The sequence below is a fragment of the Sinobaca sp. SA16-1 genome (assembly GCF_059510515.1).
Window position 1 is genome coordinate 16,144 of sequence record NZ_JCAKFL010000003.1, and the last position, 26,747, is coordinate 42,890.

A 26,747-nucleotide genomic window follows, 5' to 3' on the forward strand; every position below is an offset into this window, starting at 1 on the left:
ATAAAGCACGAAAGCAAGGGGCGCATAAGCCCCTGCTAACCTAAGGGAGGTATTCAAATGGCAAAAAAAATGCCGGAACTAGGAGATTACCAATATGGATTCGCCGATCGTGACGTATCCATTTTCCGCTCTGAGCGTGGACTAACGGAAGCAGTGGTTCGTGAGATTTCTTCAATTAAGGACGAGCCGCAGTGGATGCTGGACTTCCGCTTGAAATCATTGGCTCAGTTTTACAAAATGCCAATGCCGCAGTGGGGCGGAGACCTTACAGGCCTCGTATTCGACGATATTACGTATTACGTGAAGCCTTCGGAGCGTTCTGAAACATCTTGGGACGAAGTACCCGAAGAGATCAAGAATACGTTTGATAAGCTTGGTATTCCTGAAGCAGAGCAGAAGTATCTTGCTGGTGTATCTGCGCAGTATGAATCAGAAGTGGTTTATCACAGCATGAAGCAGGAACTGACAGATCAGGGAATCGTCTTTAAAGACACCGATACGGCTCTTAAAGAAAACGAAGACCTTTTCCGTGAGCACTTCGGTAAAACGATTCCACCATCAGACAACAAGTTCGCAGCGCTTAACTCGGCCGTATGGTCCGGCGGATCGTTCATCTACGTGCCAAAAGGCGCAAAAGTAGATACCCCGCTTCAGGCATATTTCCGTATTAACTCTGAAAACATGGGACAGTTCGAAAGAACGCTCATTATTGCAGATGAAGACAGCTCCGTACACTATGTAGAAGGCTGTACAGCTCCTGTCTATACGACAAGTTCCCTTCACAGTGCCGTTGTTGAAATTATCGTTAAGAAGAACGCCTACTGCCGTTACACGACAATCCAGAACTGGTCTTCCAACATCTATAACCTCGTAACAAAAAGAGCGGTATGTGATGAAGGCGCCACAATGGAATGGGTGGATGGCAACATCGGCTCTAAGCTTACGATGAAATACCCTGCTGTTATTATGCGCGGCGAAGGCGCAAAGGGAACAATCCTTTCCATCGCCATCGCAGGCAAAGGACAGCACCAGGATGCAGGCGCAAAAGTAACGCACCTGGCACCAAACTGTTCCTCTACGATTGTATCGAAGTCGATTTCCAAGCACGGCGGTAAAGTAACCTACCGCGGTATTGCTCACTTCGGACGCAGATCAGCCGGCTCTTTCTCCAAGATTGAGTGCGATACGCTGATCATGGACAACCAGTCCACGTCAGATACAATTCCTTATAATGAAATTCTTAACAACAATATTACGCTTGAACACGAAGCGACGGTTTCAAAAGTATCAGAAGAGCAGCTCTTCTATCTAATGAGCCGCGGTGTCTCCGAGCAGGAAGCTACAGAAATGATCGTAATGGGCTTTATCGAGCCGTTCACGAAAGAGCTTCCAATGGAGTACGCTGTAGAAATGAACCGTTTGATCAGCTTCGAAATGGAAGGATCCATCGGTTAATCGTTTCTTATCACTTAGAACCGGCCTCTTACAAGAGGCCGGTTTTTTATATGCCGGGCGGTTGAAGTCAAATAGAAACGGCACGCTGTCGTGTTTTCTTTCCGTCGAAAAGGGCTATGAGAAAGGAAAGGAATACAGATAAAGTGAAGGAGGAGCAGCGATGATTATCACAGGACTCACAGGGTGGGGAGATCATGTGTCTTTGTATCCAAAGGGAATAAAACCCGGTGAAAAACTGGCGGAGTATGCCGGGCATTTCCCAACGGTGGAAGTAGATGCAGCCTTTTATGCGGTGCAGCCCAGGAAAAATTATGATAAGTGGATACGAGACACCCCGGACCGTTTTTCTTTTATTGTAAAAGCCTACCAGGGCATTACAGGGCACGAGCGGGGGGAGATACCCTTTGCTTCTAAAGAAGAAATGTTTAAAGCTTATGCAGATTCCGTCCGTCCGGTCATGGAGTCGGGTAAATTGGGGATGGTGCTGTGCCAGTTCCCGCCCTGGTTCGAGTGCAATAAAGAGAATGTCGAGTATCTTCGTTACGTACGGGAGCAGCTGGCTGCCTTTCCGTGCGCGCTGGAATTCAGGCATCAGTCCTGGTTCGAACCGGAGTTCAAGGAAAGAACGCTGGAATTTATGAAAGACGAGGAATGGATTCACAGCATCTGCGACGAACCGCAGATCGAAGGCGGTTCCGTTCCGATTGTGATGCATCCCACGCATAAAGAAAAAACACTTGTACGTCTGCACGGCAGAAATATAGAAGCATGGAAAAAGCCGGCCAAAGGTGAAAAGTGGCGGGAAATCCGTTACTTGTATGATTACAATGATACTGAACTGAATGAATGGAAAGAGCGCGTGAAAACGCTGGAGAAAACATCTGAAAATATTTATGTAGTCTTTAATAACAATTCCGGACGCCATGCAGCACCTAACGCCAAGCGTTTTTTGGAACTGGCGGATATTTCGTACGACGGGCTGGCGCCCCGCCAGATTTCCCTATTCGATCAAGGCGATTTCTCTTAAAAAATGGTATCATAATAAAAGAATGCAGGATAAGCTGCAAAAGCAGCTGAAGAAAGAAGGATGCTATGGATTGGTTACTGCTGGTCGTATTGGGCCTCGTGGCTGGAACATTTGGAAGCCTTCTTGGACTGGGCGGCGGTATTATTGTCGTGCCGGCCCTGCTGGTGATGAGTGACATTATTCCCTCTTTTGCAGGTGTAACTCCCCAGACAGCCGTAGGCACCTCTTTATTAATTATGATTTTCACCGGGTTGTCATCTACCATTTCGTACACAAAGCAAAAGGTTATTGATATGAAATCCGGCTTTATTTTTTTTGCAGGAAGCGGGCCGGGCGCTTTATTTGGCGTCTGGCTGAATAAAGGCATGGAAACGAATGTATTTCTCATTATCTTTGGCTTGTTTATGCTGTTTATTGCATTTATTTTATTTATCCGCAATTATTTAAAACCGCTGCCGGTCAAGCGTACATCCATTAAGCGGGAGTACATAACAGAACTGGGAGAAAAGCAGGAATACGGATTTTCGCTCGGACTGGGTTTGAGCATCGCGTTTGCCGTAGGAACCCTATCGGGTCTGTTCGGTATTGGCGGCGGCTCCCTGATGGTGCCGGCGATGATTCTTTTGTTTGGATTCCCCCCGCACGTGGCGGTGGCGACTTCTATGTTTATGATTTTATTTTCCTCTATGGTAAGCTCGATTTCACATATATCACTGGGGAATGTAGAATGGCTTTATTCCCTTGCTCTCATTCCGGGAGCATGGTTTGGAGCCACTATTGGAGCTGCCATTAATAAACGATTGAAAAGCAATACCCTGATTATTCTGCTGAGGTTCTTTTTAATTATTATTGCCTTTCGGCTGATCTGGCAGGGTATTCAGGGGATGTAGAGAGAATAGTTGATAGGAGAAGGCGGTGTAGCAGGGTGTCAGCAATTGTCCCCATCACGATATATCATACCAATGATCTGCACAGTGATTTAACCCAGTGGACCTCCGCCGTTTCTTACTTAAAAGCGCAGCGGCGGTTTCATGATAAAAAAAAGGAAACAGCTTTGTTTTTTGATATAGGCGACCATGCCGACCGCTCCCATATGGTAACAGAAGCCACCAGAGGAAAAGGGAACGTGGAGCTTCTAAATGAAGCGGAAGTTTCGCATGTAACGATAGGAAACAATGAGGGGATTACCTTTTCAAGGCAGGAATTGGAATGCCTCTATGCAGAAGCTGATTTTAAGGTTCTGCTGGCAAATTTGTTTGATGAACAGGGGAAACGGCCGAACTGGGCGGTTCCTTATGACATCATTGAAACAAAGGAAGGCGTGAAGCTGGGACTGATCGGCATTACGATTCCTTTTTACCCGTTTTACAATGAGCTGGGCTGGGATATCCAGGACCCATTAGTGCTGCTTCCCGGTATTCTGGAAGAAGTGAAAAAACAGTCGGATATTATTGTTCTCCTTTCTCATATGGGGCTGGATTATGATGAAGAAATAGCAGAATCGTTTCCGGATATCGACGTTATTCTCGGGGCCCACACTCACCATCTCTTAAAAGAATCAGAAATCATTAACCAGTCGCTTGTAGCGCAGTGCGGAAAAAATGCCTATTATGTAGGACAGGTGGACCTGGAGTTCGATACGAAAAAAAGAGAATTAGTTTCAAAAAAAGGGTACGCGGTCGATGTAAGCCATGAACCGCCCTCCCCGGAAACGGCTGCGCTGCTGAACCGGCTGGAAACTGAGGCAAAAGCAGAGATGCATGAGGAAATAGCCCGGATTCCGTCGGCCCTTCCCGTTTCCTGGACCGAGCCGTCTCCTTTTGCCGATTTACTGGCGGAGGGCCTTCGGGACTGGTGCCAGACGGATCTGGCTCTAATAAATTCGGGGCTTCTGCTGGAGTCGCTGGATCCCGGCTCTGTTACGAAGGAAGACATTCACCGGCTCTGTCCGCATCCGATTAATCCAGCGGTTATTGAAATATCAGGTGCCGTACTCAAAGAGTCGATCCATGCGGCCTATACCCAAAAGATGATCCATCTCCCTTTAAAAGGACTCGGTTTCCGGGGGATTAAGCTCGGCGTGCTCGCCTTCAGCGGCATTACCGTAGAAATGGGCGCAGCGGGTGGAGAGTCTTACGTGAAAAAGATAAAGATTCAGGGCACAGACATTGAAAACAAAAAAATGTACCGCCTGGCAGCTCCAGATATGTTCACATTTGGACCGCTGTATCCCGGGATGTCCCAGGCCAGGCATAAGAAATACTTTATGCCGGAAATGATGAGAGACGTGCTTCAATTCATACTGGAAAAGAAATACTCATAAAAGGCAGGTAGGTAGTATGAAACAATATTTAGATTTATGCAGTCACATTTTGGAACATGGGGCAGAGAAAAGCGATCGCACCGGAACCGGGACGATCAGTACGTTTGGCTATCAGATGCGTTATTCGCTGGAGGACAGTTTTCCCGTTCTGACAACCAAAAAACTTCACCTGCGTTCGATTATCCATGAACTGCTCTGGTTTTTAAAAGGTGATACCAATATCGAGTATTTAAAAGAAAACAACGTCCGCATCTGGAACGAATGGGCAGACGAAAGCGGCGACCTGGGTCCGGTATACGGCAAACAGTGGCGTTCGTGGGAAGGTGCCAACGGGCGGACAGTGGACCAGATTTCCGATGTGATCAGACAGATTAAGGAAAATCCGGATTCGCGCCGGCTTATTGTCAACGCCTGGAACGTGGCAGAAATTGATGATATGGCTTTGGCCCCGTGCCACTGTTTGTTTCAGTTTTACGTAAACGACGGCAAGCTCTCCTGCCAGTTGTATCAGCGCAGCGCAGACGTGTTTCTCGGAGTGCCGTTTAACATTGCAAGCTATGCCCTGTTAACAAAAATGATTGCCCAGGTAACCGGCCTGCAGGCACATGAGTTTATTCATACGCTTGGGGATGCCCACATTTACAGCAACCATTTGGATCAAGTGAAGCTTCAGTTAACAAGGGACACAAAAGAACTTCCACAGATGAAAATAAACCCTGATGTGACATCGATTTTTGATTTCACGATTGATGACTTTGAATTAACCGGCTACGATCCGCATCCTCACATTAAAGGGGAGGTTTCTGTATGATTTCATTCGTTGCTGCTATGGATCAGAACCGTCTCATCGGAAAAGACAATGAACTGCCGTGGCATCTTCCCGTCGATTTGAAACACTTTAAGAAAGTGACAAGCGGCGGAACGATTGTGATGGGGCGCAAAACGTTTGAATCGATTGGAAAGCCGCTTCCGAATCGAAAAAATATTATTGTAACAAAAAATAAAACATTTCAGGCAGACGGTTGTGAAGTCCTTCATTCCCTGGAGGAAGTACAGCAGCTCGGTGAAAAAGCAGAAGAATTTTTTGTTATCGGCGGTGCGGAAATTTTTAAGGCCTGCCTGCCGTACGCGGATAAAATGTATTTAACCCATATTGATGAATCGTTTGAAGGAGATACATTTTTTCCGGAGTGGAATACGGCAGAGTGGGAAAAGCTTGAGGAAGAGCAGGGCGTGCTTGATGAAAAAAACAAGCATCCCCACCGATTTATTACGTGGAAAAAAGTTTAATAAAACAGCATGGAAATAAATAAAGCAGAAAAAGCCTTTCCGAAAGGAAGGCTTTTTCCAATTTAAAAATATTTTGACAAATTCAAAAATAAAAATTATAATAAAATAACGAATTATCAGACAAAAGTTCTAGGAAGGAGGTTGCTCCAGCAGTAAATATTTTAACAGCGGAGACGATGTATACTTAAAAAGAAAGCGTAATGTTTTCTGAATATTCTATACAGAAAGTCAGAAAGTCAAGAAAACAAAGGGGGAACACATGATGGAAGCCAGAGAACAATGGGGTACAAGAGCAGGCTTTATCATGGCTGCGATTGGCTCAGCCATCGGGCTCGGTAATATTTGGCGCTTTCCTGCAGTAGCCTATGACGGCGGCGGCGGAGCCTTTTTCATACCATATCTTATCGCACTTCTAACAGCGGGTATTCCGCTATTGATCATGGAATTTACGATTGGCCATAAATACCGGGGCTCGGCTCCACTGAGCTATTCCCGCATGAACAAAAAAGCAGAATGGATTGGCTGGTGGGCGGTATTTGTCGCCTTTGTCATTTCCACCTACTATTCTGTAATTATTGCCTGGGCGATGAGCTACAGCGTTTTTGCCCTCAATCAATCGTGGGGGGACGACACAGAAGGATTTCTATTTGGGGAATACCTGCAGGTGGCGGATGCAGGCCAGATTGGAAGCCTTGTACCGGGAGTGCTTATCCCGCTTATTATCGTATGGGTCATCACGCTCGGCGTTCTGTTTAGAGGCGTCCAGCGCGGCATAGAGATTGCCAACCGTATTTTCATTCCGACCCTGGTCATTATCTTCTTAATTATATGTATTCGTGCTGTGACGCTTCCTGGGGCTGCTTTAGGCCTGCAGGCATTCTTCCAGCCGGATTTCAGCGCTATTACATCCGGCGAGGTATGGGTGGCAGCCTACGGGCAGATATTCTTTAGTTTATCGATTGCTTTTGCAATCATGATCACCTACTCGAGTTATCTTCCTAAAAAGTCTGACATTACAAATAACGCCTTTATTACCGGATTTAGTAACTCGAGTTTTGAACTGCTGGCTGGTATCGGCGTATTCGCCGCACTTGGTTTCATGGCTACGCAGGCAGGAGTCGGGGTAGATGAAGTAGTAGCAGGAGGTATCGGTCTCGCCTTTGTTGTCTTCCCGCAGATCATTAATGCGTTCCCTGCATTAAGCGGCCTGTTTGGATTCCTTTTCTTCCTGTCGCTCGTTCTGGCAGGACTGAGCTCCCTGATTTCTATTTCGGAAACATACGTAAAAGGAATCTCTGAGAAATTCAATATTTCCAGAGCGAAATCCGTGGCCATAGGCGGCGGAGCAGCAGCTCTTATTTCCTTGATTTTCGCCACAAACGGTGGAATTAACTTCCTGGATGCTGCCGATTACTTCATTAACCAATTCGGTGTCGCACTCATTGGTCTTGTGGAAGTTATTGTAGTCGCCTGGTTCCTCCGTAAGCTTCCGGAATTTCAGGAGCATGCGAATGGCGTATCTGATATTCCAGTCGGTTTATGGTGGAGAGTATGTCTGGGTATCATTACGCCGATTATCCTTGGGTACATGATGTTCAGCTTGTTTGTACAGAACCTGTTCCGTCAGTTTGATACGGAAACAGGAAACTATGAAGGATACGCGAATTCCTTTATTGTCTTCAGCGGCTGGTCGGTTGCACTCTTTGCTCTTGCTGCTGGTGTTGTTCTTTCGTTGGTCAAGTGGAAAAACAAACCTGAATTAGCACGTAGAGATGAAGGAGGTAAAAAATAATGACAGCCGGTGCGATTATCATGATGATTATAGGCATAGTAATTATTTGGGGAGGTCTTGCAGGCAGTTTACTGTACGCAAGAACAGTTTCCAAAAGAAAATAAATAACAGGCAGCTGCTTGCTTTATAAGCGGTTGCTTTTTTTATGCAGAAAAGGAAAAAAACAATCAACTGAAAAATAAACGGTACATTTGTCGAGGCAGTATAGAACATGTTAAAGTATTAATATCAAAGACTTCTTTGACAGGGTACGATGGTTTATAATGAGGTTGAGGAAAAAATGGGGAGTGAGCGGTTTGGCAAAAACAGAAGAATATCTTCGTAAGCCGGAATGGCTGAAGATTAAATTAAATACAAATGAATCTTATAAGGGTCTTAAGAAAATGATGCGTGAAAAAAACCTTCATACCGTATGTGAGGAAGCGCGCTGTCCGAACATCCATGAGTGCTGGTCAGAAAGAAAAACAGCAACATTTATGATCCTTGGCGACGTTTGTACACGTGCCTGCCGCTTTTGTGCGGTAAATACCGGACTGCCAAATGAACTGGACTGGCAGGAGCCCGAGCGTGTTGCTGAGTCAGTGGAGCAGATGGGACTTAAGCACGTTGTTATTACGGCTGTAGCAAGAGATGATCTTAAAGACGGCGGATCTGCCGTTTTCGCAGAAACAGTCAGAGCTGTGCGCCGCAGAAATCCTAACACGACGATCGAAGTTCTTCCATCTGACATGATGGGTGTGCAGGAGAACCTGGAGGCGCTGATGGAAGCCCGCCCGAATATTTTGAACCACAACATTGAAACGGTAAGACGGTTGACGCCAAGAGTCCGCGCCAGAGCTACATACGAGCGTTCTCTTGAATTCCTGCAGCGTTCCAAAGAGATCCACCCGGATATTCCAACCAAGTCAAGTCTGATGATCGGTCTTGGGGAAACAGACGAAGAAATTATTGAAACAATGGATGATCTTCGTGCGCATAATATTGATATTATGACGATCGGCCAGTATCTTCAGCCGACGAAGAAGCATTTAAAAGTGAAAAAATACTACACTCCTGAAGAATTTGCCAACTTTAAGGAAATTGCGATGGAAAAAGGCTTCAGCCACTGTGAAGCCGGTCCGCTTGTCCGTTCGTCCTATCACGCAGATGAGCAGGTTAATAAAGCACAAGTTCATGAAGAAGCAAATAAGTATAAACAGGCCGAATAATTAATATGTGACCGGTTCCCTTCAACGGGAGCCGGTTTTTATAAAAGGAGGGAATGTAATGGTCGAAGTCCAGGGCTATACGTACGAAGTGGTCGAAGAAAACAGGTCCGGCTGGAACGAAGAAGTGTTTGTAGAACGTTACAGTGAAGTGCTTCATAAATACGACTATATCCTGGGAGACTGGGGGCACGAACAGCTCCGCCTGCGTGGTTTTTTTGAAGATTCACGAAAAAAAGTGTCCTACGATATGAAAATCAGCACCCTCCACGATTATCTGCTGGAGTACTGCAACTTTGGCTGTGCTTATTTTGTAGTCAAAAAGCAGAAGAAGCAGGAAAAGCCGGAAGTAGAAAAAGAAGAAACAGAAGAAACAGAAGAAGTAAACTCATAAGAAAAGAAAGCCACCGCAGCAGCGGAGGCTTTCTTTTCTGTTATGTTAATATTCTACAATGGCTTCCAACAAAAAAGCCCGTAGTTCTTCGGCTGTTTCTTCATCAATCTGATACGCATCTTCGAGAAGACCCTGCTCTTCGAGGTCATCCACTCCTAAAAGGGCAAAGCGCTGGGTACGCATATCCAGGACTACCTGCTTTCCATAATAACGTTCTGTAGACACAAGAGCCAGGTCAAATCGTTCATCATTATCGCCCATAAAGCTGACGAATCGGACGCTTGATTCTTCTTCTTCATCATGAAGGAAAAAACGGTCGCTCATAATAGTATTCTCCTTTACTCGTCATCTGCAAGCAGATGCGGTTTATTCTGCAGGTGGTGATGTGCTTTAATATAACGCACTGTTTTAGTTTTGGCACGCATGACAATCGAATCCGTTTCCACAAGGTCTCCGCCAAGAAAGCGAACGCCTTCGAGCAGTTCCCCGGATGAAACGCCGGTCGCAGCAAAAATAGCATCGTCCCCTTTAACCAGGTCATCCAGATACAGAAGCTGGCGGGGATCTGCCAGACCCATCGCGATACAGCGCTGTTCTTCCTCTTCGTTATCCGGAACAAGACGGGCCTGCATGTCGCCGCCTAATGCTTTAATGGCAGCCGCGGAAATCACGCCTTCCGGTGCGCCGCCTGTGCCGACAAACAGGTCAATGCCGGTCTGGGGGAGGGATGTGGCAATAGATGCGCCGACATCTCCGTCACCGAACAATTTAACACGTGAACCCTTGGCGCGGACCCGGTCAATAATATCCTGGTGACGCTCCCGGTCCTGAATAATAACCGTGACGTCGCGGGTACGTTTATTATTCATTTTGGCTACAATATCGATCGTTTTTTCAATAGGGTCATCGAGTCTTACGAGTCCGGCTGCCTCCGGTCCGACCACAAGCTTCTCCATATACATATCAGGAGCATGAAGCAGGGTGCCGCGGTCCCCTAAAGCCAGAACGGCCATAGCATTGCCGCGGCCGTTGGCCACAATATTTGTTCCTTCAAGCGGGTCAACAGCGATGTCTACTTCCGGTCCGTTGCCATTGCCGACCTCTTCGCCAATGTAGAGCATAGGGGCTTCATCAAGCTCTCCTTCTCCAATGACGACGGTTCCCTTGCAGCTGACCGAATCAAAAATCAGCCGCATGGCGGAAGTGGCTGCATCATCAGCTTCTATTTTTTTACCTCGTCCCATCCACTGTGCTGAGGAAATAGCCGCAGCCTCGGTCACTCTAATTACTTCTAAAGCAAGCTCTCTATCCATACTTTCTCTCCTTTTATGTACTATCTCTTATAAAAACAAACTATAATCAGCATTCTTTATCCTATCATATTATCGAGGGTTTGCGCGTCATGCGGTTTGAAAACCTCCTGTGATATACTAGTTTTATTATGGAAAAAAGGCACAGGGGGGATGAACAATGTATTTTGTGGATCGACAGAAAATTGAAGCCCAGCTGGCTTATATAGAGTCTTTGTATGAAGCAGTCACGTCTTTTCAGTCAATGGGGGACATAATTCAGCGTCTTGCTCTGGAACGGTTGGCACAGGGGTGGATTGAAGCGGTTATTGATACGGGTAACCAGATGATTGATGGCTTCATAATGAGAGATCCGGGCAGCTACGAAGATATTCTGGCAATTTTGGAAGACGAAAAGGTAATTCCGGAAGACGTATTTGCAGGACTTACCCGGCTGATTAAGCTTAGAAAAACGCTGACCCGGGATTATATAGAAATAGACCATGACGCCTTATGGACAAACGTCCAGGCGGAAGCTGAATACGTAAAGAAATTTCCGGAGTGCGTACGCACTTATATCGATAAAGAACTCGGGCCGGTGTCTGCCTTTCTGCCGGAAAATAAACAGGATAAGAAATAGGAGAGATACTGCATGAAAGCTTATGAAGGATATATGCTTGATTTAGATGGAACCGTATATAGAGGAAAAGAGCCGATACCGGAAGCGATAGCTTTTATTCATCAATTAAAAGAGGCCGGTCTTCCTTATTTGTTTATAACCAATAATTCCTCTGCCACTCCGGAAGAGGTCAGCCGTAAGCTCCAGGCATTTAATGTGCCGGCAGAACCGGCACAGGTCTGGACGACCGCTCTTGCAGCTGCAGCTTATGTAAAAGCTGGTCCCGCTCCGCATACTGCTTATATTATAGGAGAAACAGGACTGCTGCAGGCGATGGAAGAAGCAGGAGTGGAGTATACAGAAGAGAACCCGGCGTACGTGGTAATGGGAATAGACCGGGGAATTACTTATGAAAAGCTGGCAAAGGCGGCCCTGGCCGTAAGAAATGGTGCTGTTTTTGTTTCAACAAACAGTGACAAAGCTCTTCCTACGGAAAGAGGATTTCTGCCGGGAAACGGAGCGTTTACCTCTGTCGTACAGACAGCCACCGGACAGGATCCGGTCTTTATCGGAAAGCCGGAACGCGTTATTATAGAACAAGCCCTCTATATACTCGGTACACCGCTCGAAAAAACGGTCTTGATTGGAGACAACTACGATACAGATATACTAGCCGGCATTCGAAGCGGCATGGACACGATTCACGTGCAGACAGGTATTACAAGCCTGGAAGAAATTCAGCAGAAAACGGCTCTGCCCTCTTACAGTATACAGAGCATGGCAGACTGGACGCTTCAAGAGAACACAGAAGAAAAAAGCGATAAGAAGTAATCTATAAATGTCCTTTATAAAAAGACATATGTTTCCCCCTTGTAAACATACAGGGTAATTCGTTACAATGGACAATATACCTTTAAGAACAGAGAGAACGAAGCAGTCAGTGGTGAGGAGTGGAGAGAATGAGCAAGGATATACAAATTGGGTTATTAGGATCAGGAACGGTAGGAACTGGGGTTCTGCAGATTATTAAAGATCATCAAAAAGATTTAGCACATCAGGTGGGCTCCGGCATTAAGGTGAAAAGAGTACTTGTCCGGGATATGGACAAGTACAAAGATATAGAAAATGCAGATCAGCTTCTCACCGACAGAGTAGAAGATATTCTGGAAGATAAAGAGATTAAAGTGGTTATTGAAGTAATGGGCGGAATTGATGAAGCAAAAGACTACATCATCCGTGCGTTAAAAAATAAAAAAAATGTCGTCACGGCAAACAAAGATTTGATTGCCCTTCACGGAGCAGAGCTTGTGAAAATCGCATCGGAAAACAACTGCGATTTATTTTATGAAGCAAGTGTTGCCGGCGGTATTCCGATTATACGCGGACTTACCGAAGGCCTGTCCTCGGACCGCATTTCCCAGATGATGGGAATTGTGAATGGAACAACGAATTATATTCTAACAAAAATGAGCCAGGACGGACGCGCCTACGACGATGTATTGGCTGAAGCCCAGGCACTCGGGTTTGCTGAAAGTGATCCAACTTCCGATGTGGAAGGACTCGATGCCGCCCGGAAAATGGCTATTCTTGCCTCGCTTGGTTTTTCCATGGATGTAGAGCTTGAAGACGTGGATGTCCGGGGCATTACTACCGTAACGATTGATGATATTAAATATGCCGAACAAATGGGCTATGCATTAAAACTGATCGGTCTTGCAAAACGGGATGGAGAGCGGATTGAATTGACGGTACAGCCTATGCTCCTGCCGGCTAAACACCCGCTTTCTTCCGTCCACGATGAATATAATGCGGTATATGTATACGGAGATGCTATTGGAGAAACAATGTTTTACGGACCAGGTGCCGGTTCCCTTCCAACAGCGACAGCTATCGTTTCCGACCTGGTAACGGTAGTGAAGAACATGAAGCTTGGTGTCAGCGGCAGAAGCATTGTTCCTCCGTTGTACCATAAACAGCTGAAAACGCACGATGAAGTACGGTCCAAATACTTTATCCGCCTGCACGTAAAAGATGAAACAGGTACGTTCGCTGCCTTGACTTCTGTTTTTGCCAAAGAAAATGTAAGCTTTGAGAAATTAATGCAGTGGCCGATTGAGCACCAGATCGCTGAAGTAGCAGTGATTACACATACGACTACCAAGTCCGTATATGAAAGAATTTTTGCAGAACTGGAAAAAATGGACGTGGTTGTAGCTGTTAAAAGCAGTTATCGTGTCGAGGGAGGAAACGCAGAATGAGCAGTTGGAAAGGCCTATTGGAAACGTATAAAGAATTTTTGCCGGTAACAGAAGATACACCTCTTTTATCTTTACGGGAGGGAAACACGCCTCTTATTCCACTGGAAAAGCTATCAAAAGAGTGGGGCGTGGAAATTCACGTCAAAACCGAAGGCACCAACCCTACCGGTTCTTTTAAGGACCGCGGAATGGTTATGGCGGTAGCCAAGGCGAAAGAAGAAGGCAGCAAAGCCATCATCTGCGCCTCCACAGGAAATACATCAGCGGCGGCGGCCGCTTACGGCGCCCGGGCAGGTCTTCGCTGTATCGTTGTTATTCCCGAGGGGAAAATTGCCCTCGGAAAGCTGGCGCAGGCTGTTATGTACGGCGCGGAAGTGTTTGAAATTCAGGGAAACTTTGACAACGCCCTTGAAATCGTAAAGCTTATCAGTGATAAAGAACCGATTACGCTCGTTAATTCCGTGAATCCCTACCGGATTGAAGGCCAGAAAACGGCTGCCTTTGAAGTGTGCGAACAGCTTGGACAGGCACCGGACGTTCTGGCGATCCCCGTCGGCAACGCTGGTAATATTACAGCGTATTGGAAAGGGTTTAAAGAATATCACGAGAGAAACGGCACCGGCCTTCCGCAGATGCGCGGATTTGAAGCAGAAGGATCAGCCGCGATTGTCAGAAATGAAATTATTGAAGAACCGGAAACCATTGCTACGGCTATCCGCATCGGAAATCCGGCCAGCTGGACAAAAGCTGTTACAGCAGTTAATCAATCCAACGGAAAAATTGATATGGTAACAGATGAAGAAATACTGGAAGCGTATCAGCTGCTTGCCCAGACGGAGGGCGTCTTTGCAGAGCCTGCTTCGTGTGCGTCCATAGCTGGTTTGAAAAAGCAGATTGAAAGCGGTGAAATCGCTAAAGGATCCAAAGTAGTGTGCGTACTCACTGGAAACGGTCTGAAAGATCCAAGTACCGCTATTGATACGATTACGGTTAAGCCTACTGTGCTGCCAAACAGCCGGGAGGCCTTCCTCGAACAAATTAAAGGAGGTGTCGTAAGTGAGGGGTGAAAAGTTGGTCGTCACTGTACCAGCGAGCTCTGCTAACCTGGGTCCGGGTTTTGACTCTATCGGCCTGGCGGTTGACCGTTATTTAACGATGGAGGTTACCCTTGCAGAAGAGTGGTCTTTTACATCGGACTCAGCTGAATTAGAAGGCATTCCTTCAGGGAAAGACAACCTTATCTATATTGTTGCAGAGACACTGGCCAAGGAGCTTAACAAAGAGCTGCCCGCCTGCCGTGTGCATATGACGAGCAATATCCCGCTTGCAAGAGGCCTTGGAAGCAGTGCAGCGGCTATCATTGCCGGAATCGAAATGACTGACCAGGTAACGTCCGCCGGTATGACAAAAGAAGAAAAAATGCGGTTTGCCAGCATCTGGGAAGGGCATCCTGATAATGTAGGGCCGTGCCTCTATGGTGGGCTTATTATTGGTGCCCATAGTAACGATGCAACGAGTATGGTCCACGCCGGCGTGCCGGATATTGATATTGTGATTGCAGTTCCAGAGCAGGAATTGATGACAAAAAAAGCCAGAGGTATTCTGCCGGCGCAGCTGCCGTATAAAGATGCGATCAAAGGCAGCGCAGTGAGCAATGTGCTGACAGCCGGCATTCTGACCGGTAACTGGGAACTTGTCGGCGATATGATGGTACGCGACGTGTTTCACCACCCTTACCGGGCCGGTCTCGTACCGGGACTGATGGATATTATGCAGGAGGCAAAGGCATATGGTGCCCACGGGGCAGCGCTGAGCGGTGCCGGTCCTACTGTGTTGTGTATCGTCCCTAAAGGAGACGGGGAAAAAGTAAGAAAGAAAATCCAGAAGGACTATCCCGATTTTGACGTGCAGATTGCAGCACCGGACGAAAAGGGATCACAGGTTTTCTATGTGAAATCAGATGCAGGAGCAGGCATTCCATCCTAACGAAAAAGAGTACGTTCCCGATAGGGAGCGTACTCTTTTGATTCGTCAAAGCAATAACCTTTTATGAAGGAGTGCTTAAAATACCTGCTCTATTTCGACAACGCCTGGTACTTCTTCCAGAAGCGCGCGCTCGATTCCTGCTTTAAGAGTAATCGTTGAAGAAGGGCAGGATCCGCATGCTCCCATTAGACGAACTTTTACAATACCGTCCTCAATATCTACCAGCTCAACGTCACCGCCGTCGCGAAGTAGGAAAGGACGTAGTTTGTCCAATACTTCTAAAACCTGTCCGTTCATTTCTTCAGTAGCTTGTGCCATGATGTATCTCTCCTTTCATTGCCTTTATTATAGTACCTCCTGTACAGGTAGTCTATAATTAAAGGAGCTTAAGTTATATTCTACTATGAATTGCTTTTCGATGACAACTAATGCGAAGCATTCTCATTAATGTTTTCTGAAAAAATACTTCAAAATGCTTCACCACCGGAACCCGGAAAGAAGAAGAAAGAAGGGATCATGACATGAATCAGCCAATTACAGTAAAAGTATACGGATCGGAAGAAAAATGTTCCGGATGCGTCCAGCTGCCTTCCAGCATTGAAACAAAAGAATGGCTGGAAGCGGCTCTGCAGAGAAAATATCCGAATAAACCGCTGGACGTCGTGTATGTGGATATGCACCAGCCTAACGGAAAAGAAGAAGAGGAAACAGCTCGTGACATGATAGAAAACGATAGAATTTATCCGCTCGTTCTCATAAACGGGGAAGTTGTCGCAGAAGGAAATCCGCGTCTGAAAAAAGTGTATGAATACATTGAAAAGCTCCCTTCCTAAGAAGAGAGCTTTTTTCTGTCTTTATACACCGTTATGGTTTTTGTACATCCAGAGGACACCACTTTTCAGCATCCGGGCTACCCGGCCTGTAACAGCAGCCTTTTCGCCCATGACACCAAAGCCATGTTTTTTACCAAGGGAGCCAAGGACACCCTTTAATTTAATTTCAGGCAGTGTTTCGGGAAGGGATTCGCCTTTCCATCTCTTTTTGAGTACCATCGCAATCTGTTCGGCCTGGCCTTCAGCAAGCTGGGCACTTGGAGCATGAGGAAGGCTAGCGCAGTCCCCGACAACAAAAACGTTTTTGTTGTCCGGGAGATGGTGGTGGGGCGTGAGAATGACCCGTCCTCTTGGATCTTTTTCCACGTCCATGTCACGGACTACTTTATTTGGCTGAATACCGGCAGTCCAGATAATAACATCAGACTCAAGCGGTTTGCCGTGATTATAAATCGTATGTTCATCCACCTGTGTGATATCGGAATTACTGATCACTTCCACCTGATGGTTCTCAAACCACTTCTGCACGTATCTGCTTAGACGGCTCGGGAACATTGGTAGAATAGTATCCCCGCGGTCAAATAGGCGAATTCTAAGATCGGAGCGGCTCTCACGCAGTTCACTGGCCAGCTCCACGCCGCTCAGTCCAGCTCCTACGATGGAAACGCTGGAACTTGCAGGAAGGCTTGTAAGCACCTGATAGCTTTTACGCGTGGCTTCCATTGTTTGAATGCTGTACGTATGCTCAGCAGCACCGGGTACTTCATGAAATTTATCTTCACAGCCGAGTCCAACAATCAGGCTGTCATAAGCAACCGGATTTTCCCCTTTCATATGAACGAGTTTACTGTCCATATCAATGCGGTCGATGGTGCCAAACTGAAGACGCAGTTGATTATGAGTAGGAAACGGCACCCGGATCTGATGATCGGATTCCGTACCTGCAGCAAGCGCATAGTATTCTGTTTTCATACAGTGGTAAGGCAGTTTATCAATCAGCACGATTTCGACATCGGACGGAAGGTCATTGGTAAGCAGGCGCTGCAGCAGACGCAGACCGCCGTACCCTCCGCCAAGTATAACAACTCTTTTCATTATTTCATGTCCCCTTTTTGTGGTAATACTATGGAGGCTTGTATACATCATGGCCATCATTTCTTCGATAAATTCCTCCCGGTTTTCAGCAGTGCTTGTTGCCAGCAGGTAATGAAAGTGGCTGTTCATAATATGGCTCCATGCCGGAATATCCAGATGCGGCTTTATTTCACCGCGGCGTTCGCTTTCATAAAGCAGCTGCTCCCAGTGGGTGCGGAGCAGCACTTCGTGTTCCACAACGTGCTGCCATACTTTTCTTGTCAACTGTGGATTCAGCTGGTATTCTCCAAGAAAGTAGCTGATGTAAGCACGGATCCTGGAAAACAAAGCGAGGCGGTGCAGGGCATATCGGTCGATATACGATTCTACCTGATGCAGCCGGTCTTCTGCCAGAGACTGCATGATGGACTCTTTTGTAGGGAAATAATTAAAAAAAGTCCCCTTCGCCACATTGGCGGCTTCTGTTATTTCCTGGACAGTCGTAGCATCGAATCCTTTCTCGCGGAAAAGGTAAAGCGCTTCCGAAAGAATTTTTTGCTTTGTTCGTTCTTTTTTCTGCATTCTATTCATAACTTGACCTCTCCGTTACTTCAAAGGATACTTTCTGTCAAAAGTGACCCTGGTCAATTTTATTATAAAGATTTTAAACTGACATTACAACAACTGGAAAATAGTCAGAAAACTTAACCTGCAGAAATAAATAGAGTAGATACATTGACGGTTGGAAGCATTGAACGGTAGGATAATTGCAGAGCTGAAAAAAGGGTGGTAGAGCAAATGAGACCAATTGTAGAGTTTTGCCTGAGTAATCTGGCCAGCGGGTCCCAGGCTGCTATGGAAAAACTGGAAAAAGATCCGAACTTCGATATTATTGAATACGGCTGTCTCGGTAACTGTGGTTTATGTGCGGATACAAACTATGCGCTGGTCAATGGCGAAGTCGTTGAAGGAGAAACGCCCGAGGAACTGGTCGATAATATATATCAGTATTTAGAAGAAAATCCAATGTTTTAACTGGAAGGAGACCAGGTATGGTATTTCTAACATTCGAAAATACATGGCCGTACGAAAAAATGGGAGACGATATTTACGTACAGGAATGCCCTTACTGTGGTCAGGAAAATGTATTAACACACTTAACTAAAGGAAATCTGCAAAGAGCGCTGGAGGAAATAAAAACACCTCTTATTATGCCGTGCTGTTTAACGCGGATGGTCATCATACAAGCAGACGAAGATTATTTCTGGACAGAGGATAAACTGAGGGGAGCAGGACGATGAAGTTTACAAAGATGCACGGACTGGGCAACAGCTATATTTATATTGATTTATTTGAAGAAGAACTGGAAGAAAGAAGCCTGAGCGAACTGGCGGTTTATGTATCCGATAAAAACAGGGGAATAGGCGCGGACGGGTTAATTCTTATTGAACCGTCCCGTACCGAAGACGCCCGGATGAGAATATTTAACGCCGACGGATCGGAAGCCATGACCTGCGGCAACGGCCTCCGCTGCACAGCGAAATACGTATTCGAAAAGAAATATGTAGATAATGAACGGTTTACGATTGAAACAAAAGGCGGGACGGTAAAAGCTACTGTCCATCCGGATCATTCTAAATCGATTGTTGATATGGTGACGATTGATATGGGAAAGCCGCGGCTGCAGAAGAAACATATTCCGATGCTGGCCGGTGATCCGGAAAGTGAAGCGGTCCGGGAACTGCTGGAAGCCGGCGGTACCAGCTTTGAAGTAACGGCATTATCAATGGGAAATCCGCATGCCGTGCTGTTTGTAGATGATACAAAGGAAGCTCCTGTTCATACGCTCGGACCGGTGCTGGAAAAGCACGAATGCTTCCCGGAACGAGCTAACGTGGAGTTTGTACAGATTCTGTCTGAAACAGAAATGAATTTCCGGGTATGGGAGCGCGGATCCGGCGAGACTCAGGCCTGCGGGACTGGAGCCTGTGCCGCCGTCGCAGCAGCCATTTTAAACGGAAAGATGCAGAAGAACAAAGAAATTACCGTACATCTGCCGGGGGGGGATTTATATATTACCTGGCAGCGGGACGGTCATATTACGATGAATGGTGCAGCGGAAACGATCTGCGAAGGCACATTAAAAAATAGACCCCGGTAGGGTCTATTTTTTTGTGGTGTTAATATCTTTTAATTTCGTTGTAGAAGGTATCGCGTTCAATCGGCTGCTTGTTTGCTCCTTTGATCAGGTGGACAAGTTCTTTTCTTGTTAATCCCTGAGAAGTAAGGGCGCCGACAGAGTGGGAGATTCTTTCTTCAATAAGCGTACCGTGTATATCATCGGATCCAAATGTAAGGGCCATCTGAGTAAGCTGAGGACCAATATTAATCCAGTATGCTTTAATATGGTCAAAGTTATCAAGCATCAGGCGGGAGATGGCAATCGTACGCATGTCGTCATAAGCAGACGTTCTCCGGTTTAAGCCGGCTCCAACTTTTTTCGGCTGCATCGCAAGCGGGATAAATACCATAAATCCGTTAGTTTTATCCTGAAGCTGACGGAGCCTGTCCATATGAATTAAGCGCTCTTCAAACGTATCAATCGAACCATAGAGCATTGTAGCATGGGTTTTCATCCCAAGGTCATGTGCAATCTCATGTGCTTCGAGCCATTCATCTGTAGAGGCCTTGTCCGGGCTCATTTTGGCTCTGTACCGCTCTGTTAGTATTTCAGCACCGCCGCCTGGAAGAGTGTCCAGCCCGGCATCCATAAGCTCCTGAAGCACTTCTCGCATAGACAGCCCGGAAATTCTGGAGAAAAATTCAATTTCTGCGCCGGTATATGCTTTAATGGAAGCCGAAGGATAGTGCTTCTTAAGCGTACGGACCGTATTTACATAATACTCAAAGCCGACTTCTACGTTATGACCGCCGACAATATGAAATTCGCGGATGTTATCGTTCCAGCGTTTTTCTACATACTCAAGAAGCTCTTCTTCATGCATCGTATACGCGCCTTCTTCGCCGGGCTTTCGTTTGAAGCCGCAGAAGCTGCAGCTTGCTTCACATACATTTGTTGGATTAATGTACATATTTTCTATAAAATATACATTATTTCCATTTCTCTGCTCATTCACCTGGTTTGCCAGCTGGGCTACGGTAAGCAGGTCCGTGGTGTTGTATAGGTGGAGCCCGTCATCAATAGACAGGCGCTGCCCATGATTGACTTTTTCAATGATTTCTTTCATTCGTACGTCCGTGTTTAATGTTACAGGCACATCCATCATCCCTTTCTAAATCCTCTTGTCTCTACTTGACTCTGAAAAAGTATACTATATAAAACCTAACAAGTTATCCTGCTTTGAAAATATATACTTAATATAGCTGCAATTTCCATTATACATCCTGGAATTAGTAAATTAAAGAGAACTGATTTGAAATAAATTTAATCAAATAGTAATCATCTATTTATTGTTTTAAATTGGTAATTGACATATAATTGAAGAAATAAATAGATATGCAATTTCCAAATAAAAAAAGGAGACTCGTCATGCAGATAACAGCAGAGCAAAATGAAAAAAGAATCGAAGAACTTCGTGTAAAGATGATGAATGCCGCTTCCACGTATGGATTTAGCCATCCACTTGTACTATATTACAGCGAAAAGCTCGACAGACATCATAACATGCTCATGGAATTGGATCCACCGGCTGCTGTTGTTCAAAGATCGGTCTCCTTCCAGATCATTTGAATTTACAGGCTATAGCATATATAATTTTCTTAAAGGACAGCAACTATTCCTTAAAGGAGGATATATACTATGCTTAATATTACAGAACCAGCTGCGGCTCGCGTTAAAGAGATGATGCAGGAAGAAGAAGATACAAACCTTATGCTCCGTGTAGGTGTTAAAGGCGGCGGATGCAGCGGGCTTTCATATGGAATGGGATTTGATTCCGTTAAAGAAGAAGAAGATGACGTGCTCCAGATCAGTGGACTCGACGTTATTGTAGATAAAGAAAGCGCCCCAATTCTGGATGGAGTAGTCATCGACTACAAACAAAACATGATGGGCGGCGGCTTTACGATCGACAATCCAAATGCGATTGCGTCGTGCGGCTGCGGATCATCTTTCCGCACAGCAACGAAAGCCGGCACGCCGGAAGATTGTTAACAGGTTGATAAGAGCTTTCTTCGTTGAAAAACGGAGAGAGTTTTTCTTTTATTTAAGATGTCAGAATTTATTGACTTTTTTTGCCTGGTAGCCTACTGTTTAAGCATACAGAGGGAGTGATAGTCTATGGAAATCAATCAAATTATAGAGAATTTAAAAATGGAGCTTGCGGAGTGCAGCTCGAATGAAGAAGAAGAAAAACAGAAGTTGAATTATTTTATTAATGGGTGCAGCCAGTTTATTAAGCCCCGCCTCAAAAGCGGCAGTATTCTCGTAGAGCGTTGGGAAAGCAGGGAAGATGTTCTGGAGGTACTGGAGTTTGAATCCCGTACGAGAGCATTATACAAATACACAATTGCATGTGAAAAAACGGCCCTGCCGCTGGTAGGCTCGTATACAGTCAGCAGGAAAGTACTGCCGGACCATCTATATAAAGAAATGTATTACAAAGGACCGGAAATGAAAAATGAATATTATGACTGGGGTCAGAAATTATTCAGAGGCCTTACGGCAGGATACGGGAACAACATAGAAATTGAAATTAAAGTAGATGTAAACAACCCTTACAGCAGGGATGAAGCAGCAAAGAGTGAATGGATCGAGCGGCTGGAGATTTTTGCAGATCAGCTCATTTAATATGAAACAAAAAGCCCCCCGGCTCATATAACCGGAGGGCTTGATTTATGCTGTTTTTTAAAACATGTGGGAGCTGTGGCCCGGCTGCAGCTTTGCGTCAGGGTCAAGGTACGCTTTCGCATTATTCACGGCTGTCGGTGCTTCACCGAAGCCGGTCGCAATAAGCTTTACTTTACCGTCGTAAGTGGCAACGTCGCCTGCGGCGTAGATGCCTGGAATATTCGTTTCCATACGGCTGTTCACCTTAATCGTATTCTTTTCAATATCAAGTCCCCATTCTTTAATAGGACCGAGAGAGGAAACGAAACCATAGTTAACGATAAGGGAATCCACATCCACCAGTAATTTTTCTTCTCCTTTTACTTCCTGGAGTTCTACCTGCTGGATCTTTTTTCCGTCCCCGTGGATGGCGGTTACCTGGTAGGGAGTCATCACTTCTACATCAGACTGTTCAAGCTGCTCCACGCTGTGTTCATGTGCACGGAACTTAGCACGACGGTGAACAAGCTTTACTTCTGAGATAGGGTCAAGCATGTTAGCCCAATCTACAGCGGAATCGCCGCCGCCGAGGATCATCACTTTTTCGTCTGCAAACGTCTGCAGATCGTTAATGAAGTAGTGCAGGTTTCCTTTTTCATAAGGATCTGCTCCGTCCACCTGAAGCCGGCGGGGCTGGAATGCACCGACGCCGGCTGTAATAATAATGGTTTTTGTATAATGAATTTCTTTGTCTGTATGCAGTTCTATAATATCGTCATTTACTTTGATTACATTTTCCACCGATTGTTCCAATACGACCTTGGGACCAAATGGTGTCATCTGCTCAATTAAGTTGTCGACAAGTTCCTGTGCCCGGATTTTTGGGAAACCTGCTACATCATATATATATTTTTCAGGATAAAGAGCCGAAAGCTGTCCTCCAAGCTGGGGCATGCTTTCAATAATTTTTACTTTTGACTGACGCATTCCCCCGTAGAATGCTGTGAAAAGACCGGTCGGCCCTCCGCCGATAATGGTTATATCATATATGTCCTGCTCAAGTGCCACGTTATCTACCTCCAAATTATGCTGAGAAAACTACCTCTATTATACGCATATCAAGTCCTTTTTTAAAAGTCCTGCATATTATTTGGGGGAAATGTATGGAAAGCGCTGTAATAAAAAGAGAAAAGCCGTAAAAAAAGGTTGAAATATGCGATTAAAACCAATATCATTAATAATGAGATTTGTGAATATTTTACGACTTTTTCATGCTTTTGCTATGAAAGAGTCTGGTCCTATAGACAACAAGAATATTTCTGCGTATCTGAACGTGAAATAGATCACAAACACACTTATAAACATAAATTATATTCTCTAGGGAGTGACATACCATGGCAGGAAAGCCAAATATTCTTATTTTAGGTGCAGGGTACGCCGGAATGGTTACGGCAGCAAAAATTTTCAAAAAAATTGACCGCAATCAGGCCAATGTAACATTAATAAGCAAGCACGACTATCATTACCAGACGACGTGGCTTCATGAGCCGGCCGCAGGAACGCTGCATCCGGACCGCACACGGATGAACATTAAAGACGTTTTAGATACAACAAAAATCAACTTTATTCAAGATGAAGTAGTAGAAATTAAACCAGCGGAAAACAAAGTAGTGCTTAAAAACACTGGAAGCGCTGATTACGATTATATTGTTACAGGTTTGGGAGCTGTGCCGGAGACGTTTGGTGTAGAGGGCGTTTTTGAACACGCATACAGCAAATGGACACTTAATGGAGCGCGCCAGATTAAAGACCATATTGAATTTATGTTCTCCAAATACAATAACGATCCAGAGCCTAAAGAAGCAGATTTATCATTTGCTGTAGCCGGAGCCGGGTTTACCGGTATGGAATTTATTGGTGAATTAAGCGAACGCATTCCGGAACTAAGCAAAAAATATGATATCCCGATGAATAAAATTAAAATGTATGTCGTAGAGGCTGCACCGACAGCTCTTCCCGGATTTGATCCGGAGCTCGTAGAGTATGCGATGAACCTGCTTGAAAACCGCGGAGTGGAATTCAAAATTAATACGCCTATCTCAGAAGTAACGGCAGAAGGGCTTGTCCTTAAAAACGGAGAAGACGTTAAAGCGTCTACTGTTGTTTGGGCTACCGGTGTCCGTGGAAATCCGGTTATCGAAAAATCCGGTTTTGAAAATATGCGCGGCCGCGTAAAAGTAGATAAAGACCTGCGTGCTCCCGGGCATGAGAACGTGTTTATTATTGGAGACTGTTCACTTATGATTAATGAGGAAACCGAGCGTCCTTATCCGCCGACTGCACAGATTGCTATGCAGCAGGCTGTGACAGTAGCCAATAACCTGAATGCGTTAATTAATAATAAGCCGCTTGAAGAATTCAAGCCGGAAATTAAAGGTACCGTAGCCTCCCTTGGCGGCAAAGAAGCCATCGGTGTAATTGGAAAACGCAAAGTATTTGGCAGTTCCGCCAACTTCATGAAAAAAATGATTGATAATCGTTATTTATGGATCCTGGGCGGACCGGCCCTCGTACTCAAAAAGGGGAAAAACCCATTCTAAACATTATTCAGGGCAGAACAGCTGGAAATACCGCTGAAACGGTATTTCCGGTTTTTCTCCGCCTGTGTAAGCGTGATCAATACAGGGGGTATGGGAAATGACAGGAATCGGAAGCCTCCCGCAGCTTATTATTTCAATGATGCTGTTTTTACTACTGTTTTTTGGCATTAGTTTTCTGCTGAATATGATTTTACGGTCTACGTGGGTGATGGCGATAGTCTATCCGCTTATCGTAGTATGGATAGTGGATAGTTTAGGAATCTGGAGTTACTTCTCTGCACCGGCAGCTTCTTTTTCCCAGTTGGGTGGACAGCTGCTCTCTTTGCAGATTGTGGATTATCTCATTTTATCGAGCGGCTTTATCGGTGCTGTTGTTGCAGGGATAGCGATTCGTATGCTGAGAGTCAGAGGATACCAGATGTTTTAGATACAAAAAGCCGCTCCTTCCGAGGCGCGGCTTTTTGTATGAAGCGATTCTCTTATGGATAAAGCAGTACATCCGAGGACAACGGTTCGGGAAAAACATCCGGATGCAGAAGATAGGCCAGTTCAGCCATCCCGGTAAAAAGACGCGGAGAGGGACGACAGTAAAGCGGCTCAGGAAGAACGTGGATGCGGTCGTCTGTCATAGCTTTCATAGACGGCCATCCTTCTCTTTTCTTCAACAAATCCGGTTTTACTTTATCAAAGGGAACACCCACCCAGGCAAGGCAGATCCGATCCGGATCCCGCTGCTGGATTTCTTCCCAGGTCGTTTTAACACTGGCTTCTTCTTTATCGGCAAAGATATTTTCAGCACCTGCCAGCGCGCTGATTTCTGTAAGCCAATTGCCGCCGCCCGGCGTGAAAGGGGGCTTTGGCCACCATTCCCAGTAAAGTCTGGAAGGATGGCATTCGGAAGCAAGTTCACGGTATGTATCCATTATCCGGCGGCAGGCATCAATTACTGCTTTTGCTTTTTCAACCGTTCCAGTAGCTTCTCCAATAATCATCAAATCATCGAGAACATCTTCCAGCGTGTTGGGAGATGTTAACACGTAGGAAATGCCTCTTTTGTCCATTTCCTTCGTATTCTTTTCCATACCGGGTACACTATGAGATGCAAGTACTACGTCCGGCTTAAGCTCCATGACCGCATCCATATCAATGGAAAGATCCGGACCGAGATCGGGAAGAGCTTTCACTTCTTCGGGCCAGTCAGAATAGGAATCAACGCCGACAAGATTCGGGGTCAGGCCAAGATAGGCCGCGACTTCCGTGCTGCTTGGACATAAAGAAACAATTCGGGTCATAATGTGCACCTGCCTTTTTAGGATCCGATAAAGTACATATTGGCAAAGTAAGCAATAAGAATACCGAGAAGCGCGCCAAAGAATACTTCTACCGGCTGGTGGCCGAGCAGTTCTTTTAATTCTTCGCGTTTTTCCGTTTCTTCTTTTTTCTGCCACGTACGTGCTTCAGTAACAAATTTGTTAAAGTCTACGACAAGCTGATTAATCATCGTCGCGTGGTAGCCGGCATGACGGCGGACGCCGGTTGCGTCAAACATCACGATTACACCAAAAATGGTACAGACGGCAAACAGGGAAGAGTCAAATCCCTGTTCAAGACCGATAGCCGTACAGACGGAGGTAACTGCCGCAGAGTGTGAACTCGGCATTCCTCCCGTACTCGTGATTAAAGTCATATCCCATCTTTTTGATGCAATAAACGCCAGGGGGATTTTAATGCCCTGGGCAAAAAGGATAGAGAACAAAGCTACCCATAATGGAAAGTTATTTATAATTTCCATGTAATATGATCTTCCTTTCCA

At 45.6% G+C, this 26,747-nt stretch carries 32 protein-coding genes and 1 pseudogene; 24 read left to right on the forward strand and 9 right to left on the reverse strand.

Annotated elements, in window-relative coordinates; genetic code table 11:
• Positions 1-57: 57 nt before the first annotated feature.
• The 10 genes from sufB (at position 58) to AC5W2J_RS08105 (ending at position 9,486) form a co-directional block, all read left to right on the forward strand.
• The gene (gene sufB / locus AC5W2J_RS08060) at positions 58-1,455 is read left to right on the forward strand and encodes a Fe-S cluster assembly protein SufB (RefSeq protein WP_496058970.1); all 1,398 of its coding nucleotides are present in this window, start codon (positions 58-60) and stop codon (positions 1,453-1,455) included.
• Positions 1,456-1,615: 160 nt separating this feature from the next.
• On the forward strand, positions 1,616-2,482 hold the full coding sequence (locus AC5W2J_RS08065) for a DUF72 domain-containing protein (RefSeq protein ID WP_496058971.1): 867 nt from the start codon (positions 1,616-1,618) through the stop codon (positions 2,480-2,482).
• 65 nt (positions 2,483-2,547) lie between these two features.
• Positions 2,548-3,372, forward strand: coding sequence for a sulfite exporter TauE/SafE family protein (locus AC5W2J_RS08070; protein ID WP_496058972.1), 825 nt, complete (start codon positions 2,548-2,550; stop codon positions 3,370-3,372).
• Positions 3,373-3,407: 35 nt separating this feature from the next.
• Positions 3,408-4,805 (forward strand): bifunctional metallophosphatase/5'-nucleotidase, encoded by a 1,398-nt coding sequence (locus tag AC5W2J_RS08075; RefSeq protein WP_496058973.1) that lies wholly within the window; start codon positions 3,408-3,410, stop codon positions 4,803-4,805.
• A 16-nt stretch (positions 4,806-4,821) separates the two neighbouring features.
• Positions 4,822-5,616: a thymidylate synthase gene (locus AC5W2J_RS08080; protein ID WP_496058974.1), complete on the forward strand. Its 795-nt coding sequence runs from the start codon at positions 4,822-4,824 to the stop codon at positions 5,614-5,616.
• The gene (locus AC5W2J_RS08085) at positions 5,613-6,095 is read left to right on the forward strand and encodes a dihydrofolate reductase (RefSeq protein ID WP_496058975.1); all 483 of its coding nucleotides are present in this window, start codon (positions 5,613-5,615) and stop codon (positions 6,093-6,095) included. The genes AC5W2J_RS08080 and AC5W2J_RS08085 overlap by 4 nt, the downstream gene beginning before the upstream one ends.
• 262 nt (positions 6,096-6,357) lie before the next feature.
• Entirely contained in the window at positions 6,358-7,887 is a 1,530-nt protein-coding gene (locus AC5W2J_RS08090; protein ID WP_496059642.1) for a sodium-dependent transporter, read from the forward strand.
• A complete protein-coding gene (locus AC5W2J_RS08095) occupies positions 7,887-7,991 on the forward strand; it encodes a methionine/alanine import family NSS transporter small subunit (protein ID WP_120194430.1) in 105 nt (34 codons plus the stop codon). Before AC5W2J_RS08090 ends, AC5W2J_RS08095 begins: the two co-directional genes overlap by 1 nt.
• Positions 7,992-8,183: 192 nt before the next feature.
• Positions 8,184-9,095 carry a lipoyl synthase gene (gene lipA / locus AC5W2J_RS08100; protein WP_496058976.1) on the forward strand — a complete coding sequence of 304 codons (912 nt, stop codon included), beginning with the start codon at positions 8,184-8,186 and terminating at the stop codon, positions 9,093-9,095.
• 58 nt (positions 9,096-9,153) lie between these two features.
• Positions 9,154-9,486, forward strand: a complete 333-nt coding sequence (locus AC5W2J_RS08105; RefSeq protein WP_496058977.1) for a YutD family protein — start codon at positions 9,154-9,156, stop codon at positions 9,484-9,486.
• A gap of 45 nt (positions 9,487-9,531) precedes the next feature.
• On the opposite strand, the gene AC5W2J_RS08110 is transcribed toward AC5W2J_RS08105, so the two are convergent.
• Both AC5W2J_RS08110 and glpX read right to left on the reverse strand, forming a co-directional pair.
• Positions 9,532-9,810: a DUF3055 domain-containing protein gene (locus AC5W2J_RS08110; protein WP_252315288.1), complete on the reverse strand. Its 279-nt coding sequence runs from the start codon at positions 9,808-9,810 to the stop codon at positions 9,532-9,534.
• 14 nt (positions 9,811-9,824) lie between these two features.
• Positions 9,825-10,799, reverse strand: a complete 975-nt coding sequence (gene glpX, locus AC5W2J_RS08115) for a class II fructose-bisphosphatase (protein ID WP_496058978.1) — start codon at positions 10,797-10,799, stop codon at positions 9,825-9,827.
• A 157-nt stretch (positions 10,800-10,956) separates the two neighbouring features.
• Between glpX and AC5W2J_RS08120 the strand changes: the two genes are divergently transcribed.
• The 5 genes from AC5W2J_RS08120 (at position 10,957) to thrB (ending at position 15,638) form a co-directional block, all read left to right on the forward strand.
• Positions 10,957-11,415: a DUF86 domain-containing protein gene (locus tag AC5W2J_RS08120; RefSeq protein WP_496058979.1), complete on the forward strand. Its 459-nt coding sequence runs from the start codon at positions 10,957-10,959 to the stop codon at positions 11,413-11,415.
• Between the two features lie 12 nt (positions 11,416-11,427).
• Entirely contained in the window at positions 11,428-12,225 is a 798-nt protein-coding gene (locus AC5W2J_RS08125) for a TIGR01457 family HAD-type hydrolase (protein ID WP_496058980.1), read from the forward strand.
• A gap of 128 nt (positions 12,226-12,353) precedes the next feature.
• A complete protein-coding gene (locus tag AC5W2J_RS08130) occupies positions 12,354-13,652 on the forward strand; it encodes a homoserine dehydrogenase (RefSeq protein ID WP_496058981.1) in 1,299 nt (432 codons plus the stop codon).
• Positions 13,649-14,719: a threonine synthase gene (gene thrC / locus AC5W2J_RS08135; protein WP_496058982.1), complete on the forward strand. Its 1,071-nt coding sequence runs from the start codon at positions 13,649-13,651 to the stop codon at positions 14,717-14,719. The genes AC5W2J_RS08130 and thrC overlap by 4 nt, the downstream gene beginning before the upstream one ends.
• Complete coding sequence (gene thrB / locus AC5W2J_RS08140) at positions 14,709-15,638, forward strand: homoserine kinase (RefSeq protein WP_496058983.1); 930 nt, start codon at positions 14,709-14,711, stop codon at positions 15,636-15,638. Before thrC ends, thrB begins: the two co-directional genes overlap by 11 nt.
• Positions 15,639-15,713: 75 nt before the next feature.
• Here thrB and AC5W2J_RS08145 read toward each other — a convergent pair whose 3' ends face one another.
• Positions 15,714-15,956: a NifU family protein gene (locus AC5W2J_RS08145; RefSeq protein ID WP_252315292.1), complete on the reverse strand. Its 243-nt coding sequence runs from the start codon at positions 15,954-15,956 to the stop codon at positions 15,714-15,716.
• Between the two features lie 203 nt (positions 15,957-16,159).
• On the opposite strand from AC5W2J_RS08145, the gene AC5W2J_RS08150 reads away from it, so the two are divergent.
• The gene (locus AC5W2J_RS08150; RefSeq protein ID WP_496058984.1) at positions 16,160-16,471 is read left to right on the forward strand and encodes a DUF1462 family protein; all 312 of its coding nucleotides are present in this window, start codon (positions 16,160-16,162) and stop codon (positions 16,469-16,471) included.
• Positions 16,472-16,492: 21 nt separating this feature from the next.
• On the opposite strand, the gene AC5W2J_RS08155 is transcribed toward AC5W2J_RS08150, so the two are convergent.
• Positions 16,493-17,566, reverse strand: a complete 1,074-nt coding sequence (locus AC5W2J_RS08155; protein WP_496059643.1) for an NAD(P)/FAD-dependent oxidoreductase — start codon at positions 17,564-17,566, stop codon at positions 16,493-16,495.
• A gap of 408 nt (positions 17,567-17,974) precedes the next feature.
• Positions 17,975-18,136, reverse strand: a pseudogene (locus AC5W2J_RS08160) (TetR/AcrR family transcriptional regulator); the annotation flags it as partial.
• A gap of 207 nt (positions 18,137-18,343) precedes the next feature.
• Here AC5W2J_RS08160 and AC5W2J_RS08165 point away from each other — a divergent pair.
• Genes AC5W2J_RS08165 through dapF form a run of 3 tightly spaced genes read left to right on the forward strand, consistent with a single transcriptional unit; the run spans position 18,344 to position 19,706 of the window.
• Complete coding sequence (locus AC5W2J_RS08165; protein ID WP_496058985.1) at positions 18,344-18,580, forward strand: YuzB family protein; 237 nt, start codon at positions 18,344-18,346, stop codon at positions 18,578-18,580.
• Between the two features lie 17 nt (positions 18,581-18,597).
• A complete protein-coding gene (locus AC5W2J_RS08170; RefSeq protein ID WP_496058986.1) occupies positions 18,598-18,846 on the forward strand; it encodes a hypothetical protein in 249 nt (82 codons plus the stop codon).
• Positions 18,843-19,706: a diaminopimelate epimerase gene (dapF, locus tag AC5W2J_RS08175; protein ID WP_496058987.1), complete on the forward strand. Its 864-nt coding sequence runs from the start codon at positions 18,843-18,845 to the stop codon at positions 19,704-19,706. Before AC5W2J_RS08170 ends, dapF begins: the two co-directional genes overlap by 4 nt.
• Before the next feature lie 19 nt (positions 19,707-19,725).
• On the opposite strand, the gene mqnE is transcribed toward dapF, so the two are convergent.
• Complete coding sequence (mqnE, locus tag AC5W2J_RS08180; protein ID WP_496058988.1) at positions 19,726-20,832, reverse strand: aminofutalosine synthase MqnE; 1,107 nt, start codon at positions 20,830-20,832, stop codon at positions 19,726-19,728.
• Between the two features lie 263 nt (positions 20,833-21,095).
• Between mqnE and AC5W2J_RS08185 the strand changes: the two genes are divergently transcribed.
• The 3 genes from AC5W2J_RS08185 to AC5W2J_RS08195 all read left to right on the forward strand — a co-directional run bounded on the left by AC5W2J_RS08185 (position 21,096) and on the right by AC5W2J_RS08195 (position 22,355).
• Complete coding sequence (locus AC5W2J_RS08185) at positions 21,096-21,296, forward strand: Spo0E family sporulation regulatory protein-aspartic acid phosphatase (protein ID WP_496058989.1); 201 nt, start codon at positions 21,096-21,098, stop codon at positions 21,294-21,296.
• 69 nt (positions 21,297-21,365) lie between these two features.
• Positions 21,366-21,719, forward strand: a complete 354-nt coding sequence (locus tag AC5W2J_RS08190) for a HesB/IscA family protein (protein WP_496058990.1) — start codon at positions 21,366-21,368, stop codon at positions 21,717-21,719.
• 126 nt (positions 21,720-21,845) lie between these two features.
• Positions 21,846-22,355: a hypothetical protein gene (locus AC5W2J_RS08195; protein ID WP_496058991.1), complete on the forward strand. Its 510-nt coding sequence runs from the start codon at positions 21,846-21,848 to the stop codon at positions 22,353-22,355.
• Positions 22,356-22,412: 57 nt separating this feature from the next.
• Here the strand turns inward: AC5W2J_RS08195 and AC5W2J_RS08200 are convergent, their stop codons facing one another.
• On the reverse strand, positions 22,413-23,402 hold the full coding sequence (locus AC5W2J_RS08200; RefSeq protein WP_496058992.1) for an NAD(P)/FAD-dependent oxidoreductase: 990 nt from the start codon (positions 23,400-23,402) through the stop codon (positions 22,413-22,415).
• Positions 23,403-23,728: 326 nt separating this feature from the next.
• On the opposite strand from AC5W2J_RS08200, the gene AC5W2J_RS08205 reads away from it, so the two are divergent.
• Together AC5W2J_RS08205 and AC5W2J_RS08210 are read left to right on the forward strand one after the other, a co-directional pair.
• Positions 23,729-24,934, forward strand: a complete 1,206-nt coding sequence (locus AC5W2J_RS08205; protein ID WP_496058993.1) for an NAD(P)/FAD-dependent oxidoreductase — start codon at positions 23,729-23,731, stop codon at positions 24,932-24,934.
• 97 nt (positions 24,935-25,031) lie between these two features.
• On the forward strand, positions 25,032-25,361 hold the full coding sequence (locus AC5W2J_RS08210) for a YuiB family protein (protein ID WP_496058994.1): 330 nt from the start codon (positions 25,032-25,034) through the stop codon (positions 25,359-25,361).
• Positions 25,362-25,413: 52 nt separating this feature from the next.
• On the opposite strand, the gene AC5W2J_RS08215 is transcribed toward AC5W2J_RS08210, so the two are convergent.
• Positions 25,414-26,226, reverse strand: a complete 813-nt coding sequence (locus tag AC5W2J_RS08215; protein ID WP_496058995.1) for a cobalamin-binding protein — start codon at positions 26,224-26,226, stop codon at positions 25,414-25,416.
• A 17-nt stretch (positions 26,227-26,243) separates the two neighbouring features.
• Positions 26,244-26,726 (reverse strand): divergent PAP2 family protein, encoded by a 483-nt coding sequence (locus tag AC5W2J_RS08220; protein WP_496058996.1) that lies wholly within the window; start codon positions 26,724-26,726, stop codon positions 26,244-26,246.
• Positions 26,727-26,747 lie beyond the last annotated feature (21 nt).

Coding starts and splice junctions, on each gene's coding strand:
- AC5W2J_RS08090 (WP_496059642.1), top strand. CDS start 6,358: ATGGAAGCCAGAGAACAATGGGGTACAAGAGCAGGCTTTATCATGGCT.
- AC5W2J_RS08185 (WP_496058989.1), top strand. CDS start 21,096: ATGCAGATAACAGCAGAGCAAAATGAAAAAAGAATCGAAGAACTTCGT.
- AC5W2J_RS08070 (WP_496058972.1), top strand. CDS start 2,548: ATGGATTGGTTACTGCTGGTCGTATTGGGCCTCGTGGCTGGAACATTT.
- AC5W2J_RS08085 (WP_496058975.1), top strand. CDS start 5,613: ATGATTTCATTCGTTGCTGCTATGGATCAGAACCGTCTCATCGGAAAA.
- AC5W2J_RS08065 (WP_496058971.1), top strand. CDS start 1,616: ATGATTATCACAGGACTCACAGGGTGGGGAGATCATGTGTCTTTGTAT.
- sufB (WP_496058970.1), top strand. CDS start 58: ATGGCAAAAAAAATGCCGGAACTAGGAGATTACCAATATGGATTCGCC.
- AC5W2J_RS08170 (WP_496058986.1), top strand. CDS start 18,598: ATGGTATTTCTAACATTCGAAAATACATGGCCGTACGAAAAAATGGGA.
- dapF (WP_496058987.1), top strand. CDS start 18,843: ATGAAGTTTACAAAGATGCACGGACTGGGCAACAGCTATATTTATATT.
- AC5W2J_RS08150 (WP_496058984.1), top strand. CDS start 16,160: ATGAATCAGCCAATTACAGTAAAAGTATACGGATCGGAAGAAAAATGT.
- glpX (WP_496058978.1), bottom strand. CDS start 10,799: ATGGATAGAGAGCTTGCTTTAGAAGTAATTAGAGTGACCGAGGCTGCG.
- AC5W2J_RS08155 (WP_496059643.1), bottom strand. CDS start 17,566: ATGAAAAGAGTTGTTATACTTGGCGGAGGGTACGGCGGTCTGCGTCTG.
- AC5W2J_RS08105 (WP_496058977.1), top strand. CDS start 9,154: ATGGTCGAAGTCCAGGGCTATACGTACGAAGTGGTCGAAGAAAACAGG.
- AC5W2J_RS08205 (WP_496058993.1), top strand. CDS start 23,729: ATGGCAGGAAAGCCAAATATTCTTATTTTAGGTGCAGGGTACGCCGGA.
- AC5W2J_RS08120 (WP_496058979.1), top strand. CDS start 10,957: ATGTATTTTGTGGATCGACAGAAAATTGAAGCCCAGCTGGCTTATATA.
- AC5W2J_RS08215 (WP_496058995.1), bottom strand. CDS start 26,226: ATGACCCGAATTGTTTCTTTATGTCCAAGCAGCACGGAAGTCGCGGCC.
- AC5W2J_RS08210 (WP_496058994.1), top strand. CDS start 25,032: ATGACAGGAATCGGAAGCCTCCCGCAGCTTATTATTTCAATGATGCTG.
- thrC (WP_496058982.1), top strand. CDS start 13,649: ATGAGCAGTTGGAAAGGCCTATTGGAAACGTATAAAGAATTTTTGCCG.
- AC5W2J_RS08110 (WP_252315288.1), bottom strand. CDS start 9,810: ATGAGCGACCGTTTTTTCCTTCATGATGAAGAAGAAGAATCAAGCGTC.
- AC5W2J_RS08145 (WP_252315292.1), bottom strand. CDS start 15,956: ATGGCACAAGCTACTGAAGAAATGAACGGACAGGTTTTAGAAGTATTG.
- AC5W2J_RS08165 (WP_496058985.1), top strand. CDS start 18,344: ATGAGACCAATTGTAGAGTTTTGCCTGAGTAATCTGGCCAGCGGGTCC.
- AC5W2J_RS08125 (WP_496058980.1), top strand. CDS start 11,428: ATGAAAGCTTATGAAGGATATATGCTTGATTTAGATGGAACCGTATAT.
- AC5W2J_RS08220 (WP_496058996.1), bottom strand. CDS start 26,726: ATGGAAATTATAAATAACTTTCCATTATGGGTAGCTTTGTTCTCTATC.
- mqnE (WP_496058988.1), bottom strand. CDS start 20,832: ATGATGGATGTGCCTGTAACATTAAACACGGACGTACGAATGAAAGAA.
- AC5W2J_RS08095 (WP_120194430.1), top strand. CDS start 7,887: ATGACAGCCGGTGCGATTATCATGATGATTATAGGCATAGTAATTATT.
- AC5W2J_RS08195 (WP_496058991.1), top strand. CDS start 21,846: ATGGAAATCAATCAAATTATAGAGAATTTAAAAATGGAGCTTGCGGAG.
- AC5W2J_RS08130 (WP_496058981.1), top strand. CDS start 12,354: ATGAGCAAGGATATACAAATTGGGTTATTAGGATCAGGAACGGTAGGA.
- AC5W2J_RS08190 (WP_496058990.1), top strand. CDS start 21,366: ATGCTTAATATTACAGAACCAGCTGCGGCTCGCGTTAAAGAGATGATG.
- AC5W2J_RS08080 (WP_496058974.1), top strand. CDS start 4,822: ATGAAACAATATTTAGATTTATGCAGTCACATTTTGGAACATGGGGCA.